The organism is Niallia sp. Man26, from assembly GCF_022049065.2.
Lineage (GTDB): Bacteria > Bacillota > Bacilli > Bacillales > Cytobacillaceae > Niallia.
The window spans coordinates 3,516,927-3,534,217 of sequence record NZ_CP095743.1; the positions used below are offsets into that span (position 1 = coordinate 3,516,927).

A 17,291-nucleotide genomic window follows, 5' to 3' on the forward strand; every position below is an offset into this window, starting at 1 on the left:
ATAGGAATAACTGAATAATTTTTCCATTTTTACTAGATATTATTAACACTTCTCCCAAAAACATGCTTTAATAGATTTGTAATCTATTAATTTTCCTAGGGGGAACGTGATGAAAAGCAAAAAACGCATTGGTTCGATCTTTACTTTTTTACTAGCCTTTGTTTTAGTTGTCAGCAATTGGACAGCACTTCCAGCAGCGGCAGCCTCGACTGCAGATGAAGCAGACACTGGAGTTAGCGGGAAGCTAATTGAAGACAGCTTCGCAGACGGAGAGTATGTTAAATGGTTTAAATTCACGCCGACTGCAGAAGACATTAAGAACTTTTCGCACTATGAATTCACATTAGATTCAACAGAGGAAATGAATGTTTCCGTTTACTCTAGTCTTGAAAATGCAAATGCTGAAAACACATTTGATCAGTATCAAGGCTACAGCTTTATCGAATCGCCAGCGGTTATTCATTTTCCGTTAGCATGGATTGGCTCTTACTATGTGAAGGTTGAGTATTATCCATATGAAGAAGAGGTCTTAGAAGAAGAGGTCTCAGAAGAGAAGCTAGCAGAAGAAGAATTACCAGAAGGTGAAGAAACGGAAGAAGCAGAGCCTATCGAAGCTGATACTTCCTTTACACTGAATGTGAAAGGCGAAGTGCTTGAGCCTTCAACAGAAACAGCGGAAGAATGCCCTGTTGAATTGAGCACTAGCGAGCAGAAGGATGGTTTGTCTATCTTGAAGGACTTGCGTGAAATCAGAGATTCGATTTTATCGCAAACAGATGAAGGCAAAAAGCTGTCTTCTTTATACTACAAGGTGGCACCTTTCTTAAGTGCAAAAATCGTTTTTGATGAAGGCATGCGCAGTGATGTGTTAAAGAACTTGCGTCAGCTTAAGCCAATTTACACGGAATTGCTTAAAAACGGCACAAGCTCTACTTACACCTTTACAAGCGCAGACGTGAAAGCAATCAACAGCTTGTACAAATATGCTTATGATGCTGCACCTGAGACATTGAAGGAACAGCTGAAAAAGACGGAAGCAAAAATCAACATCAGCAACTTAGAAGATAAAACACTCTCAACTGTATTTAATAAATTGGGAGCTTCTACAACAGCTATTTCTAACAAGAATACTTCCAACAAGTATATCGTCAAACTGAAATCAGGCAAAAGCCTATCAACTTTCAAGAAAAGCGCACAAGCAGCTCAAAGTGAAACAATCCAAGGTTTAAATAACTCAGATAAAATCGCTGATGATTTATATGTAATCGACCTTGGCAGTGAAGTAAAAGACAACAGCTATTCGACACAGCAAAAGAACAGCATTGTGAACTCTGTCAAAAAATCATCGGCAGTTGAATATGTAGAACAAATTCAAACATATAAGGCATTAGGTAAGACAACAAATGACGTCTCTAATCCATACCAATGGTCTTTATCTAACACTGGCCAAACACAAGGAACAAGCGGTGCAGATATTCAGTTCGGTCCCCTTCATTCCTTGCTGACAGCAGCTAAGCCCAGTGAAACGGTAATTGCTGTTGTAGATACAGGTGTGGACAGCACACTTGCTGACTTAAGCAGCAATGTATTAGCTTCTGAAGGCTATAACTATATTGGCAACAATAATAATGCCCTTGACGATAACGGTCACGGAACACATGTGAGCGGCATTATCGCAGCAGGTATGGATAACGGCTATTCGATTTCTGGTGTTCATGCTAATGCGAAGATTCTTCCTGTAAAAGTTCTGGACGCAAGCGGCTCAGGTGATACAGAACAAATCGCTAAAGGAATTAAATATGCTGTTGATAAAGGTGCTAAAGTCATTAACATGAGCCTTGGCGGACCTTACAGCAGAACATTGGAATATATGATGCAGTATGCGTACAACCATAATGTAACTATCGTTGCTGCGACAGGGAATGACGGTATGGAAGAAGTCGGCTATCCTGCATCAAGCAAGTATGCTACATCTGTCGGCGCTACTAATGACATGGATATTGTTTCCGATTATTCCAACTATGGTATCGGCACTGATTTAGTCGCACCAGGCACTAATATCCCAAGCCTTGTGCCAAACGGTAATGTTACTTACTACAGCGGTACATCAATGGCAACACCGCATGTTGCCGCAGCTGCAGGATTGCTTCTGTCATTAAACAGCAGCTTGAAGCCTGTGCAAGTCGAAAAAATCCTGACAGAAACAGCAAAAAACATTGCTTTTGAAGAGCAGGACAACCCGTACAAGTTTGAAGATATAGTAGAAGTAATCACAGAGGACGGCGAAATTATTTACGAAGAAGGAGACAGCCTCCCACCAGGCTATGATTATGTTTCCGGCTGGGGCAGACTCGATGTTTACGGGGCATACAGCACAGCATTGCTGAAAGCAACTGTCGCTGATGTTTACAACAGCAGCTATGCTCTTAAAGGCACAGCTGAAAGCGGCACTGCTGTTAGTGTAAAAATCGGCAAGGACGTAAAAAAAGCAACAGCAGACAAAAATGGCAATTACGCTATCGAAATTCCGCTGCAAAAAACAGACAGCATTTTGGAGGTAACATTTGAAAAGACAGTAAATGGAACACCAGCAAAAGCAACGATCCGCACAGCTGTCCTTGAAGACACAACAGCACCTAATGCACCGAAAGTTAATAAAGTTGGTGACAATGATACGAAGGTGACAGGAACAGCAGAGGAATTCGCAGCGATTACCGTTAAAGCTGGTAAAAAATCAATCGGCACAGGCAAAGCTGACAGCAAAGGTAAGTTCTCTATTAAGATTGCTAAACAAAAAATGGGCACGAAGCTAAGTATTACAGCAACAGACGGTGCGAAGCTGACAAGCAAAGCTGCGACTATCACTGTTGGCGACAGCACACCGCCAGCTGCTCCTTCTGTGACTGGCACAATCAGTGACAAGAGCACAAAAATTGAAGGCAAAGCAGAAGCAAATGCTTCCATTGAAATTAAAGATGGCAAAAAAGCTGTTGCCAGCGGGAAAGCGAACAGCAAAGGTGCTTACGCTATCACCATTAAAAAACAAAAGGCTGGCACGAAGCTGAGCATTACAGCAAAAGATAAAGCTGGCAATGTCAGCAAAGCTAAAACCATTACGGTGGCTGATAAAACAGCACCTGGCGCACCTTCCGTCAGCGGCACAGTCGGCGATAACAGCACAAAAATAACTGGTAAAGCAGAAGCAAATGCTTCTATCACCATTAAAGATGGCAAAAAGACAGTTGCGAGTGGAAAAGCTGACAGTAAAGGCGCTTATTCTATCGCCATCAAAAAGCAAAAGGCCGGCACGAAGCTGAGCATCACAGCGAAGGATAAAGCTGGCAATGTCAGCAAAGCCAAAACAATCACGGTTGCTGATAAAACAGCGCCAAAGGCTCCAAAGGTTAACAATGTCACAACTGCTACAACACAGGTAAAAGGCAGCACAGAAGCTAATGCAACTGTTACTATCACAGTAAATAAAAAAGCTATTGCCAGTGGGAAAGCAGATAAAAAAGGCAACTACTCGATTAAAGTTAAAAAGCAAAAAGAAAAAACAGTGCTTGCTGTAACAGCAAAAGACAAAGCTGGGAACACTAGCAAAGTGACAGAAAAAACAGTCACAAAAGCGAAATAATCGACAAGACAGACGGAGGCTAATCTTCCGTCTGTCTTTTTTTGTTGTAAAAAAAGACGAAGATGCGACTCCCTCATCTTTTATTTAATAATAAAAACATTAATAAGACCCGCCACCAAAACAACTACAAAAATAAACCAGCTTGAATCAGTGAAATCCTTCTTTTCATTTTGCTTTGTATCCTTACTCATTTCCCTCCACCTTTCTACTGTAATTATTATACAGTAAAATTATGGAATAATAGCGTTATAGAACAAAAAAGAACAGGACATCCATAATGCCCTGTTCTTAGCTCTAATTAAAGAATTTTGATTTCTGCATTATCATGCTTTTTCATCAATTGCTTCATATAATCAATCAGCTCTTGCTTCATTTCGTCCTGTTGCAGAGCAAATTCCAATGTTGTCTTCACAAAGCCAAGCTTCTCACCAACATCATAGCGGCTGCCTGCAAAGTCGTAAGCAAATACTCGTTGAATTTGGTTCAGCTCTTGGATAGCGTCTGTCAGCTGAATTTCACCGCCAGCTCCTGTTTGCTGCTTTTCTAAGAACATGAAGATTTCTGGTGTCAGCACGTATCTGCCCATAATAGCCAGGTTAGATGGTGCTGTTCCGCGCTTCGGCTTTTCAATAAAGTTCTTTACTTGATAGCGTCTGCCTTCTTGCTCGATAGGGTCAACAATGCCGTAACGGTCTGTTTCACTGTCTGGAACAGTCTGTACGCCGATGACAGGTGAAAGTGTTTCTTCATACTGGTCAATCAGCTGCTTCAAGCAAGGTGTGTCACTTTGAACGATATCATCACCAAGCAGGACAGCAAATGGCTCGTTGCCGATAAAGCTTTTCGCACACCAAACAGCATGGCCAAGTCCTTTCGGCTCTTTTTGACGAATATAGTGGATATCAGCAAGATTGGAGGAGTATTGAACTTTCTCCAAAAGATCAAACTTCTTCTTCTCAAGCAAATTTTGCTCCAGCTCATGAGCATAGTCGAAATGATCTTCAATTGCTCTTTTGCCTTTTCCTGTTACGATGATGATGTCTTCAATGCCAGAAGCGATTGCTTCTTCAACGATATACTGAATTGTCGGTTTATCAACAATTGGCAGCATTTCCTTTGGCATTGCTTTTGTTGCTGGCAGGAATCTTGTTCCTAATCCTGCTGCTGGAATGATCGCTTTTTTTACTTGTTTCATTTTAACCTCTCCAATCTTCTCTCTCTATCTAAAAAATAATAATATGTACACTTTAATTTTTACTTAACAAAATGTTCTTAATAACGTACAATTATAGTAACACTTTTTCTTAGTATTGCAAAGGTTTTTTAGCACTATTTTATAATTTTTAAAAATAATGGAAAATAATGTGACATATTGCTTGCATTTGTCATTTTAACATATCTATAAGAGTCTGTGATGTTATTGTCTTTTCCATTTTGTTATAATGATTATTATTAAATGGAATTTAACTTTCGAGGAGGGGAATAACATCCAATCAAATCAGTATCCTGACATGTTTAGAGACAGCTTTATCAGAGAAGCAGTGGAAAGAGTTGGAACCGGTATTGTCATCACAGACCCAAGCTTACTGGATAACCCCATCATTTATGTAAATAGAGGATTCGAACGGTTGACGGGGTATGCGGCCGTAGACATTCTCGGCAAAAACTGCCGGTTCTTACAAGGAAATGATAAAAAGCAAGGATCAGTAACAGCATTGCGGGATGCGATTAGAAATGAAGAACATATTGTTGTTCAGCTGCGTAACTATCGCAAAAACGGTGAAATGTTCTGGAATGAGCTTGAGCTTTCTCCCATTCGCATTGGAGACGACAGTAAGCTCTTTTTTGTTGGCATTCAAAAAGATATTACTGACAGAAAAGAATCAGAGCAGCTTATCAACCAATATTTAGAGCAAATAGCGAGTCTTTCTACTCCTATTATTTCCATTAACGAAAAAACATCTATTTTACCGCTTATTGGCGATTTAACAATGGATCGGTTTGAACAGCTTGTTCAGGATATATCAACATATGTCGGCAATTCTAAGGAAGATTATTTCATTATCGACTTGCAAGGTTTATTGAAATATGATGAAGTTGTACATAATGGTCTCAAAATGATCAATGATATTCTTGGCTTAATGGGCACAGAGCTGATTATCAGCGGTGTGCAGGTTAAGATGGCACAGGATACGATTACTTATACGAACGGCAATGACTTGAATATTCGTTTCTTCCAATCATGTAAACAGGCGCTTCTTGCCTTGAAATAACAGCCCGGAGTTTCGGGCTTTTTTTATGGGCTATGTATAACAGCTTCAGAAGATTGCAAACTAAGAAAAAGGAGTTGAGTGAATATGCAATTCTTGTTTTCATTAATAGAAATGCTTTTTTCTGGAGGCTTGCTGAAGCGAAATTTAGATTGGCACAGAAGGTTAGTAGCTATCTCCTTCCCTATTTTCTTTATCGCTTTGCTGCTTCAGGCAGAATATATTGTTTTTCGAACAAAAAGACATAGTTGACATATTTTTTTAACATACCTTTTACAGTATGTCCGTATTCTGTTCATATTTGTCCATTATGATAAAGATAGCGTGGATAGCATGAGTGGCTATCAATGGCATAAGGCGTAGGTGGGGCCTGTGCTACTTAACTTTTACATTTAAGTTTCTTCTACATAAACAGCCATGCTAAAAATTTAGCATGGCTGTTATCCATTATGCTTTTACGAGGCGGATGACGTTCCATGACAGCTTAGGCAGCATCGCAGCCAGCTGTCCTCCGCTTATGGCAGCATCTCCATTAGTATGTGGTTTCACTGCTTCAGCTGTAGCAGAATTCGTTTGTTTAATATCGTCATTCTCTAACACAATATGCTCGATAACTTTATAGCCTTCAAAGCTGCGCAGATCGCATTCAAGCAGCAAGCCTTCTTGAAGATCTCTGTTGACAGCAAAGATTGTCAGTTCTTCGTTTTCCTCATTATATACTGCTGTTGATTCTAATGTTGGCACATCGGTGAAGTCCTTGCTGTCATATTTAGGGCTGGAGATAACTGGATTTAAGGCAACACCTCTGCCGTAAACGGACGTATGCATATATGGATAGAAAATTGTCTGCTTCCACGCAGGCCCATTCTCTTCTGTCATGATTGGCGCAATGACATTCACAAGCTGTGCAAGGCAGGCTATCTTTACTCTGTCGGCATGCTTTAGCATCGTAATCAGCATACAGCCGACAAGCAGCGCATCCTCAAAATTATAAATATCCTCAAGCTGCGGCGGTGCGACTGTCCACGGTTCAATCAGCTTATCTGCTTCTCTAGAGTGATACCATACATTCCACTCATCAAAGGACAGATGGATTTTCTTTTTGCTCCGTTTTTTTGCTTTAATATAATCTGCAATCGAGATGACAGATGAAATAAAATCATCCATTTCCAGAGACAGAGCCAAGTAGTTGCTGATGTCATTATCATGGTTGCCATAGTACTGATGTAAGGAAATATATTCAACATGGTCATACGTATGATCCAAAACCGTTGCTTCCCATTCTGCAAATGTCGGCATGTTTCGGTTTGAGCTGCCGCAGGCGACAAGCTCAATATTCGGGTCTACCCATTTCATGACCTTTGCCGCTTCTTGGGCAATGCGCCCATATTCTGCCGCTGTTTTATGCCCGATTTGCCATGGACCGTCCATTTCATTGCCAAGACACCATGTTTTAATTTTATGAGGCTCTCGATAGCCGTGGCTTATGCGCAAATCACTATAGTACGAGCCGCTGTCATGATTGCAGTACTCGACAAGGTTTCTGGCTGCATCTATCCCTCTTGTGCCAAGATTGACGGCCATATTCACCTCCGCATTAACCTGCTTCGCCCACTCCATGAACTCATTTGTGCCGACGACATTCGGTTCTGTTGTACGCCATGCAAGCTCAAGGCGGCTTGGTCTGCTTTCAACAGGCCCGACACCGTCCTCCCAATTGTAGCCTGATACGAAGTTGCCGCCAGGATAGCGAATTAGCGGCACTTGCAGCTCTTTTATTAATCCTGTTACGTCTTTGCGGAACCCCTTTTCATCTGCTTCAGGATGACCTGGCTCAAATATCCCCCCATAAACGGCTCTGCCAAGATGCTCAATAAAGGAGCCGTATATTCGGTTATCGACTTCAGCTATTTTAAAATCTTTTTCTAAAATCATCTTCGCTTTTTTGTACATATATCTTTCTTCCCTTCACATTTTTTTAAGTTAACCCTTCACACCGCCGGCAGTCATGCCTTCAATAAAGTAGCGCTGGAAGAAAATATACAGAATCAGCACTGGGAATATCGCCATCACAGACCCGGCAATCAGCACATCATAGTTATTGCCGTATGGTGTTAGCAATGTAGATAAGCCGATCGGCAATGTTAAATTTTCGCTTGATCGTAAAACAATCAACGGCCAGAGGAAGTTGTTCCAGCTTCCTAATGCCTGCAGGATTGCCATCGAGGAAAAGGCTGGTGTCATTAACGGCATCATCACCCGGAAGTAAATGCCGATTTCGGTGCAGCCATCGACCCTTGCTGCATCAAGCAAATCACGAGGCAGCCCACTCGCATACTGGCGGAAGAAGAAAATTGGAATCGGTGCAACCACAAACGGCAGAAAGGCGCCGACTAATGTGTCCATTAAGCCAAGGCTCATCGTGAGCTTATATAATGGAAGCATAATGATTTCAACAGGAATCATCATCACAATTAAAACGAGTCCAAACACAAGGTTCTTAAACTTGAAGTCATAGACAGCAAGACCGTAGCCGACCATGCTTGTTAAAAGCAGGCAGGATAGTGTGGATGCAATGGTGATGATTATGCTGTTTTTATACCAAATGAAATAGTCTGTTTCCCCGTTGAACAAATAAGAATAGTTATCGAATGATAACAGGTCTGCCTGCAGCTTTAAATTGAGCCCGTATCTCATAATTTCTGTTGATGGCTTCAAGGAGCCGAGTGTAATCGCAAACAGCGGAAATAAGGCGAAAATACCGATTGCCACAAAGAGCAGGATCAATAGGATGGACGACAGCTTCAGCTTTTTCTTCGTTTTCATCCTTGTTCCTCCTTTTTGAACATTCCAAAGAATTTAAGCTGAATTAACGTAATAATCAGCGTAATCACAAGCAAAGCGATGCCGACTGCAGAACCGAAGCCGAGATTATTTTGCTCGATGCCTTTTTGGTATAAATAGCCGACAATTGTCAGCCCGATATTATTAGGCGACCTGTTGCTTCCGTAAAGCATATAGCTTTCAGCAAACATCGAGAAACCGCCGTATATGCTGATGGTAAACACATAAATACTGATTGGCTTTAACAGCGGTAAGGTAATATGCCAGAATTTCCGTGATGTTGAAGCACCGTCCACCTCTGCCGACTCATACAACTCCCGCGGGATATTTTGCAGTCCTGCCAGGAAATAAAGGATATTGATGCCCATCCATTTCCATGTTGCCAGCACAACAAGAACAAACATGCTTGTGCCCCCATGGTTCAGCCATGCTTTCGGCTCCATCCCAAAGTTAATCAAAATAGAGTTCAGCAATGCACCCTCTTGTCCGCCAAAGATTAAGCGGAAGATCATCCCTGCAACAACGACAGATGTGAGTGCTGGAATGAACGTAACAGACCGAAAGAAGTTCTTCGCAAACATCAGCTTCGAATTAAGGAACACAGCAAGAATCAGCGGCACTGGGATTAAGATAATTAATGTCAAAATTGTATAAACAGTGCTGTTGCGGATGGCTGTCAGAAAGGTTGGATTCCATAATTCCTTATAGTTGTCTAAGCCGATAAAGGTCGTCTGCCCTGGCAGCACTTCCTGAAAGCTCATGATAATCGTCGTGACAACGGGATACGCAAAAAAGATGAAAAAAGACAGAATGAAAGGAAAGATGAAAAAGTAAGGTGCTGCATTTTGAGAATAAAGGAGACTTCTTTTCTTCTGTTTCCTCCCGCACTGTCTGCTGCTTGCTTCCATGTAAAGATCCCCCCTTTAGAATCAGGAGGCAAAGCCTCCTGAAGATGATTTATTTAATCTGGCTTGCTGCTTCCTCCAGCGCTTGCTTCGGATCTTTCATTTCGACTAATGACTGGAATAAAATCGTTGTCTTAACAGCATTTGAGACGTCTGGTGTTCTTTCGCCAATATTGACACCTTCAATTTCATTCTTCACTTCCAGCAATGTGCCGAAAATATTGGGACCGAAGTATTCTGTGAATTTATTCTCTTCATTGACTTCCGGCAAATCCCATACATCAGAACGAATCGGGTCAAAGCCAAGCTGCTTCCAGATTTCGATATTGCCTTCCTTCGACAGCTTTGCATAAGCAAGGAATTTCTTCGCTACATCTGGATCTTTAGACTGGTTTGTCACAACAGTGCCTGTACCGCCCATCCCTGCTGAACGCGGTGCTCCTTCAGACCAAGCAGGCATTGGCTTGATGACGATTTTCCCTTTCAAATCAGGCATATAATCAGTGAATCTGCCCATATACCACATCGGCATCCACACAGAGGCTGCTCCACCATTATTCATGAAGCCGTAATATTCCTCAGAATGATGGTCATTTCCTGGAGATGGAATCGCAATTCCTTCTTTAACAAGATCCTGTTCATATTGAAGCACCTCCACAATGCGCGGATCTGTCAGGTTAACCTCGCCATTCTCCTTCAAAAGATCGTCTTTTCCTTCAAGCTGAGCAACCTGCGGCCAGAACGACCATTGATCTTCAATATCAAGTGTCGTCATCGGAATGCCAGTTTTCTCAAGGACTGTTTTGCCAGCTTCCTTGTAATCAGCCCATGTTTTTATGTCATCTGGATTGACTCCGGCTTTATCCAAAATTTCTTTATTGTAATAAATAACGGCAGCGCCGACATGAAAGTCAATTCCATATGTCTTGCCGTCTTTGGCGTAAATATCAAGACGTGATTGCACGATATTTTCTCTTTCTGGGTCAATTACATCATCTAAAGGCAGGATTTGCGGTTCACCTTTCAGGAAGTTGCCGAATTTAGAGATTTCCACATCAGAAATATCCGGGGCACCTTTGCCTGACTGCAAGGCAACAAGCAGCTTGTTATGCAAATCCTCATATGGATATGTAGTGGCCTTGATGCTGATTTGATCATCAGGATTTTCTTCATTCCACTTGTCCGCCATATGCTCATAATATTGTTCATGAAGCTCGTTGAAGGTCCACAATTCAATCTTTGTTCCCTTTCCACTGTTCGAATAGCCTTTATCCGAACTGCCCTTATTACAGCCTGCTAAAAACATGGAGCTTACTAGAATGATAGCCAGCATTCCTAAAAGACCCTTTTTCATCCTTTTTCCTCCTCTTAGCTTGTTGGGAAAACAGTTTATTTTAAAAGAACATAAAATGTTTTACACATTTACATAGTATTAAGCCATCCCTTTAAAAATGTATGCGTTTTCATAATTAAGAAGATGGTCTAGGAAAACGCTGTCATAAAGTGAAAATAGTCGGTAATCACTTGGAATATTTTAAGGGAAATTCCCTTTACTCCCTTACAAATTGACATATTCTTTCCTTATGCAAAGGAAAATAGGAGGATTTTTCCGCTTTTTTATATTTTTATAGATTCCTTCACATAAACATGAAAGAGAAGCAGCTGCTTATTTTATATTTTATTAAAAGAAAAGGAGTGTCTTCTATGAAAAGAGCTGTGCTCATTGATTCTATCTATTCTATCTCCAACTGGATTCTGCGCTTTTTATATATTCATCTATTATGGATGGTATTTTCTTTGCTGGGTCTAGTAATATTCGGTGTCTTCCCTGCCACTGTCAGCTTGTTTGCAGTGACACGGAAATGGCTCCTTGGCGAAACAGACATGCCGATTTTTGCGACTTTTTTGTCTGTTTTTAAGCAGGAATTTATGAAAAGCAATCTGCTAGGTATGCTGCTCAGCTTTGGCGGACTTGTTCTATATGCTGATTTACTGGCGCTTCAGCATACGTCCATTCCTTTCTTGCAGTATCTCTATTTTCCAGTGTTATTTATCGCTTTACTGTATGCCTGCAGCATTCTCCATTTCTTCTCTATTTATGTTCATTACGAGCTGAAAGGACTTCATATCATTAAAAATGCGCTGCTGTTCACCTTGGCGATGCCGCTAGCAGGATTAAAGCTGGTCGGCGGACTCCTTGTCATCGTCTATCTGTTTATTACCTTTCCAGGAAGCATTATTCTCTTTGGCGCAAGTGTGCCGGCATTTTATATGATGTGGATCAGCTTAAAAACATTTACTCAATATGAACAAAAACGGGCAGGCAAATAACAAGCCTGCTTACTATTTAGAAAGAAGGTAATATCGATGATACATATAAAAGATCTCCGGTCTGGCTTAAATATTTACAAAGCGTTAAGCTCTGAAATCCGCCTTGAAATCTTAACCCTTTTGCAAAGAAATCAAAGTTTAAATTTAAACGACATCGCCCAAAAGCTCCAGCTCTCGAACGGAGCGGTAACAATGCATATAAAAAAGCTCGAGGAAAGCGGGCTGATTGACATAACAACTGCAGGGGGCAAGCATGGAATCCAGAAAATCTGTTATTTAAATGAAGATGTCCTCACAATCGAGCTGCAGGACAAGGGGGTGGAGAACTTTTACGAATATGAAATAAAGGTCGGTCATTACTGTGATTATGCCGCAGATCCAACCTGCGGTCTTGCGACAAAGGACAGCATCATCGGCGAGTTTGACAACCCCCGCTACTTTGCCGACCCTGACCATATTCATGCCGATATCGTCTGGCTGAAGAAAGGCTATCTAGAATACCGAATTCCTAACTATTTAAAGAAAAATCAACAGTTCAAAGAAATCCAATTCATTTTTGAAATCAGCTCAGAAGCGCCCTTCTATAATAATGACTGGCCTTCTGATATCTTCTTTTCTTTAAATAATGTCGAGCTGGGCTATTGGAATTCACCAGGAGATTTCGGCGGAACGAAAGGCGCCTGCAACCCAAGCTGGTGGCCGCCTCACTTGAATCAGTATGGGCTGTTAAAGCTCTTGCGCATCAATAAAAGCGGTACATTTATTGATGGCTGCCGCATTTCTGATGTAACCATTGAGGATGTCGGTTTGCAAGACCATCCTGACATCAAGTTGAAGTTTGCTGTCACAGATGAAGGCACAGTTGGCGGCCTGACCCTTTACGGCAGAAGCTTTGGGAATTATGAACAGGATATCACGGCGCGGATTCTTTATGAGGAAGTATTGCCGGAGTGATGGGGGCGGGGTTTTCTGCCCGCTTTTATTATTCTTTGACGCTTTCGATTCTTGATTTGTATTTATCGCCCCAGTCCTTCATTTGGGTGATAATTGGCTCTAATGTTCTGCCAAACTCTGTCATGGAATATTCCACTCTTGGAGGAACCTCTGGAAAAACCTCACGGTGAATAATTCCATCTTTTTCAAGCTCGCTTAGCTGGAGGGATAAGATTCTCTGAGTAATTCCCGGCATCAGGCGCCGCAATTCATTAAATCGTTTTTTATCTTCTAGGAGGTAATAAAGAATTACTCCCTTCCACTTTCCCCCTATCACATCAAGAGTTGATTCGACAGGACATCCTTCTGGACATCCATACCCGCTTTTTCTGTTTCGCATAAAAGCTCACCTCACAGTTAGTAACATTAATGATACTATACAACATAAATGTGCCTTCTTACATTATTTTGATTATCATCCTATAATTTCAATTAACAAAGATTAAAGGAGTTGTCATTAGTATGAAAGCTGTTGGACTATTAAAATATTTGCCTATTGAGGATGAAGAAAGTTTGTTTGATGTAGAGCTGCCGAAGCCTCGTGCAACAGGAAGGGATTTGCTTGTTAAGGTCAAGGCTGTATCGATAAATCCTGTTGATGTAAAGGTGCGCTCCCCAAAATCAAAAACAGAAGAACAGCCAAAGATTCTTGGCTGGGACGCAAGTGGCGTGGTCGTTGAAACAGGAGAAGATTGTCACGATTTCCAAGTCGGTGATGAAGTCTATTATTCCGGTAGCCTTATCCGTCCAGGAACTTACAGCGAATTCCATTTAGTGGATGAAAGGATTGTCGGCAAAAAACCGCACACATTAACTTTTGCCGAATCGGCAGCATTGCCGCTTACCTCGATTACAGCATGGGAAGCTTTATTCGACAGATTAGCCATTGAAGCTAGTGACAAGGAAAACAACAAACAAAAGACCATTCTAATAATCGGCGGAGCTGGCGGAGTTGGTTCTATCGCGATTCAGCTTGCTAAATGGGCCGGTCTTACTGTCATTGCCACCGCCTCTCGTCAAAGTACAAGCGATTGGGTCAAAGAACTGGGAGCAGACTTTGTTATGAACCATCATCATTCCTTTCAGGAACAATTGAAACAGCATGGCATGGAAAATGTTGATTTCTTCTATGCTTGAATAATACTGACCAGCATTGGCTAGCCATGGCAGATGCCATTAAACCACAAGGAATGATTTGTTCCATTGTAGAAAATGCCCAGCCTCTTGATTTAAATGTGTTAAAAAATAAAAGTGCTACATTTGTTTGGGAGTTTATGTTCACACGATCTATGTATGAAACAGAAGATATGGAGAAACAGCAACAGCTTTTAAACCATTTGAGTGAGCTAATTGATATAGGTGTTTTTAAAACAACATTAAAGAAGACATTGTCTCCTATTCATGCTGAAAATATTAGGAAGGCACATGCTTTAGTCGAGTCTGGAAAAACAATAGGAAAAATAGTGTTAGAGGACTTTGCATAATCACTCATAAAAGCAAAAACCCGAGCTCTACTAGAGCTTGGGTTTTAAGCATTTACGATGCTAATTTATTCTTATTATAAATATCAAAAGCAACCGCAATCAGCAGCACAAGTCCTTTAATGGCCTGCTGCCAGTCGATCCCAAGGCCGATGATGGACATACCATTATTCATTACACCCATAACAAGACCGCCGACAATGGCCCCGCCGACTGTGCCGATTCCGCCATATGCGGACGCACCGCCGATGAAGCAGGCTGCGATTGCATCCAGCTCGAACAGGTTCCCGGCTTTTGGTGTTGCAGCGTTAAGCCTTGCTGCGAAAATCAAGCCAGACAGTGCAGCAAGAACACCCATATTCACAAACACCCAGAAAGTAGCTTTCTTTGTTTTGATTCCAGAAAGACTTGCAGCCTTTTCGTTGCCGCCGATCGCATAAATATGTCTGCCCATTACAGTTTTCTTCATCACAAAGCTGTAGATAGCAACTAAAGCAATCAGGATAATTAGAATCATTGGTATCCCTTCATATGTTGCTAATACATATGTGAACACATTAATCAAAACAATCACAGCGGCTATTTTCGTGATAAACAGTCCTTTTGAAGAAACTTCAAAATCATAACGAAGCTGTGTTCGGCGATTTCGTACTTCAAGCAGCAAATAAATAATTGAAAAGACAATGCCCGCGACGATTGTGAGCATATGCAAGGTGCTGCCGCCAAAAATATCAGGAATAAAGCCTGAGCTGATATCCTGGAAAGACTGTGGATATGGCGCAACTGACTTGCCTTTAAGGACAAGCATCGTCAAGCCTCTGAACAGAAGCATCCCTGCAAGTGTGACGATAAAGGCGGGAATCTTGACATATGCAACCCAGAAGCCTTGCCATGCACCGATTACTGCGCCTACTAATAAGGAAAGAATAACGGCCAAAAAGACGGGCATATCATGGTTGATAATTAATATTCCAGAAATGGCGCCAACAAAGGCAGCAACAGAACCGACTGACAAATCGATATGGCCTGTAATAATAACAAGGACCATCCCAATTGCAAGGACGAGAATATAGCTGTTCTGCAAAATCAGATTGGTGATATTCAGCGGCCGCAGCAGAATTCCCTCTGTTAAAACTTGAAACAATATCATAATAAGCACTAATGCGGTAAACATTCCATATTGGCGTAAATTACTCTGAATCAGTGATAACACAGAGCCTTTATTTCGATAATCTTCCAACGGTGTATTCACCTTAATTCCCCCTTCCCTACTATAGGAAAATATCAGCTTGTGATATATTTCATGATGCTTTCCTGTGTCGCTTCCGCTGCTTCTAGCTCTCCCTTTATCCTGCCTTCGTTCATCACATAAATTCTGTCACACATTCCTAACAGCTCTGGCATCTCCGAGGAAATAAGAAGAATGCCTTTGCCTTCTTCGGCAAGCTGGTTAATGATTGTATAAATCTCATATTTCGCGCCAACATCAATCCCTCTTGTCGGTTCGTCGAGGATGAGGATATCTGGCTCTGCATAAATCCACTTGCTTAACACAACCTTCTGCTGGTTGCCGCCACTTAAATTCCCTGTCTTTTGCAGAATCGACGGTGTTTTAATATTCATCTTCCTTCGATAGTTTTCCGCTTCTTTCACTTCCACTTGCTCATTCAAAACAGTGAATTTTGAAAGCTTTTTTAAGTTAGGCAGCGATATATTTTGTTTAATATCTTCTATTAAAATAAGTCCATAATTCTTTCGATCTTCTGTCACGTAAGCCAGTCCATTCTCAATAGCTTCTGGAACATTTTTGAGAGTGATTTCTTTGCCATCCTTATAAAGCTGGCCAGAGATTTTCGTGCCGAACGACCTGCCGAAAATGCTCATTGCAAATTCGGTCCTTCCAGAGCCCATTACCCCAGCAATCCCGACGATTTCACCTTTTTTAATATGCATATTAATCTTGTCGATGACTTTCCTGTCACTTTGCAGCACTTCCCAATCCTTCACCTCAAGAATGGTTTCGCCAATCTTCGGCGTTCTGTCTGGATAGCGGTTCGTCAGCTCCCTGCCGACCATGCCTTTAATGATTCTGTCCTCTGAGACTTCCTCCCATTTCAATGTCTCAATTGTCCTTCCATCCCTGATGATAGTAATGCTGTCAGCAACCTTTGAGACTTCGTTCAATTTATGGGAAATCATGATGCTCGTCATACCTTCTTTCTTAAAGGAAAGCAGCAGCTGCAGCAAATTTTCGCTTTCTTCTTCATTTAGCGCCGCTGTAGGTTCGTCCAAAATCAACAGCTTAACATCCTTCGACAGAGCTTTAGCAATCTCCACAAGCTGCTGCTTGCCGACACCAATTTGTGATATGAGTGTATTCGGATTTTCAGACAGGCCGACCTTCTTCAATAGCTCTCTTGCTTTTACTACGGTCTCATTCCAATTGATAACACCAGCTTTCGCCTGTTCATTTCCTAAGAAAATATTTTCTGCAATCGACAGCTCTGGTATCAGGGCAAGCTCTTGGTGAATGATAACAATCCCTAAGCTTTCACTGCTCTTTATGTCTTTAAACATACAGACATCATCTTGAAAGAGAATATCTCCTGCATATGTGCCATGAGGATACACACCGCTCAGCACCTTCATGAGCGTTGATTTTCCCGCTCCATTTTCGCCGCATAATGCGTGAATCTCGCCTGCTTCAACCTTCAAGTTCACATCATCAAGCGCCTTGACGCCGGGAAATTCCTTCGTAATATTTCTCATTTCGAGAATATTCCCCATGCTGTCCTCCCCCTTTCTTACTTGCGGCAGTTCCCCTTTAATG

13 protein-coding genes and 1 pseudogene are annotated in these 17,291 nt (G+C 41.6%); 6 read left to right on the forward strand and 8 right to left on the reverse strand.

Translation table 11 applies throughout. From position 1 onward, the window contains the following. The first annotated feature begins 109 nt into the window (after nucleotides 1–109). A complete protein-coding gene (locus L8T27_RS17655; protein WP_237942013.1) occupies nucleotides 110–3,637 on the forward strand; it encodes an Ig-like domain-containing protein in 3,528 nt (1,175 codons plus the stop codon). Between the two features lie 298 nt (nucleotides 3,638–3,935). On the opposite strand, the gene galU is transcribed toward L8T27_RS17655, so the two are convergent. Next, nucleotides 3,936–4,832 carry a UTP--glucose-1-phosphate uridylyltransferase GalU gene (galU, locus tag L8T27_RS17660; protein ID WP_233315822.1) on the reverse strand — a complete coding sequence of 299 codons (897 nt, stop codon included), beginning with the start codon at nucleotides 4,830–4,832 and terminating at the stop codon, nucleotides 3,936–3,938. Between the two features lie 316 nt (nucleotides 4,833–5,148). On the opposite strand from galU, the gene ytvA reads away from it, so the two are divergent. Both ytvA and L8T27_RS17670 read left to right on the forward strand, forming a co-directional pair. Continuing rightward, complete coding sequence (ytvA, locus tag L8T27_RS17665) at nucleotides 5,149–5,910, forward strand: YtvA family blue-light photoreceptor (RefSeq protein ID WP_248574456.1); 762 nt, start codon at nucleotides 5,149–5,151, stop codon at nucleotides 5,908–5,910. A gap of 84 nt (nucleotides 5,911–5,994) precedes the next feature. Beyond that, a complete protein-coding gene (locus L8T27_RS17670; RefSeq protein WP_233315824.1) occupies nucleotides 5,995–6,159 on the forward strand; it encodes a hypothetical protein in 165 nt (54 codons plus the stop codon). A gap of 195 nt (nucleotides 6,160–6,354) precedes the next feature. Here L8T27_RS17670 and arfA read toward each other — a convergent pair whose 3' ends face one another. From arfA to L8T27_RS17690, 4 genes are read right to left on the reverse strand one after another with little or no spacing between them, the layout of a single operon-like run. After that, a complete protein-coding gene (gene arfA, locus L8T27_RS17675; RefSeq protein ID WP_237942015.1) occupies nucleotides 6,355–7,860 on the reverse strand; it encodes an arabinosylfuranosidase ArfA in 1,506 nt (501 codons plus the stop codon). Nucleotides 7,861–7,890: 30 nt separating this feature from the next. Further along, nucleotides 7,891–8,733 carry a carbohydrate ABC transporter permease gene (locus tag L8T27_RS17680; RefSeq protein WP_233315826.1) on the reverse strand — a complete coding sequence of 281 codons (843 nt, stop codon included), beginning with the start codon at nucleotides 8,731–8,733 and terminating at the stop codon, nucleotides 7,891–7,893. Next, nucleotides 8,730–9,659 (reverse strand): carbohydrate ABC transporter permease, encoded by a 930-nt coding sequence (locus L8T27_RS17685; protein WP_237942016.1) that lies wholly within the window; start codon nucleotides 9,657–9,659, stop codon nucleotides 8,730–8,732. Before L8T27_RS17685 ends, L8T27_RS17680 begins: the two co-directional genes overlap by 4 nt. A gap of 49 nt (nucleotides 9,660–9,708) precedes the next feature. Further along, nucleotides 9,709–11,010 (reverse strand): ABC transporter substrate-binding protein, encoded by a 1,302-nt coding sequence (locus L8T27_RS17690; RefSeq protein ID WP_233315828.1) that lies wholly within the window; start codon nucleotides 11,008–11,010, stop codon nucleotides 9,709–9,711. Between the two features lie 350 nt (nucleotides 11,011–11,360). Here L8T27_RS17690 and L8T27_RS17695 point away from each other — a divergent pair, with 350 nt between their 5' ends. Continuing rightward, complete coding sequence (locus L8T27_RS17695; protein WP_237942017.1) at nucleotides 11,361–11,987, forward strand: YesL family protein; 627 nt, start codon at nucleotides 11,361–11,363, stop codon at nucleotides 11,985–11,987. Nucleotides 11,988–12,023: 36 nt separating this feature from the next. Then, nucleotides 12,024–12,941: an ArsR/SmtB family transcription factor gene (locus L8T27_RS17700; protein WP_237942018.1), complete on the forward strand. Its 918-nt coding sequence runs from the start codon at nucleotides 12,024–12,026 to the stop codon at nucleotides 12,939–12,941. 28 nt (nucleotides 12,942–12,969) lie between these two features. Here L8T27_RS17700 and L8T27_RS17705 read toward each other — a convergent pair whose 3' ends face one another. Then, nucleotides 12,970–13,320: a winged helix-turn-helix transcriptional regulator gene (locus tag L8T27_RS17705; protein WP_233315831.1), complete on the reverse strand. Its 351-nt coding sequence runs from the start codon at nucleotides 13,318–13,320 to the stop codon at nucleotides 12,970–12,972. A 122-nt stretch (nucleotides 13,321–13,442) separates the two neighbouring features. On the opposite strand from L8T27_RS17705, the pseudogene L8T27_RS17710 reads away from it, so the two are divergent. After that, nucleotides 13,443–14,464, forward strand: a pseudogene (locus L8T27_RS17710) (zinc-binding alcohol dehydrogenase family protein). Nucleotides 14,465–14,516: 52 nt separating this feature from the next. On the opposite strand, the gene mmsB reads toward L8T27_RS17710, so the two are convergent. Both mmsB and mmsA read right to left on the reverse strand, forming a co-directional pair. Continuing rightward, nucleotides 14,517–15,635 (reverse strand): multiple monosaccharide ABC transporter permease, encoded by a 1,119-nt coding sequence (gene mmsB, locus L8T27_RS17715; protein WP_233316145.1) that lies wholly within the window; start codon nucleotides 15,633–15,635, stop codon nucleotides 14,517–14,519. Nucleotides 15,636–15,745: 110 nt separating this feature from the next. Then, nucleotides 15,746–17,248 carry a multiple monosaccharide ABC transporter ATP-binding protein gene (gene mmsA, locus L8T27_RS17720; RefSeq protein WP_237942019.1) on the reverse strand — a complete coding sequence of 501 codons (1,503 nt, stop codon included), beginning with the start codon at nucleotides 17,246–17,248 and terminating at the stop codon, nucleotides 15,746–15,748. Nucleotides 17,249–17,291: the final 43 nt, after the last annotated feature.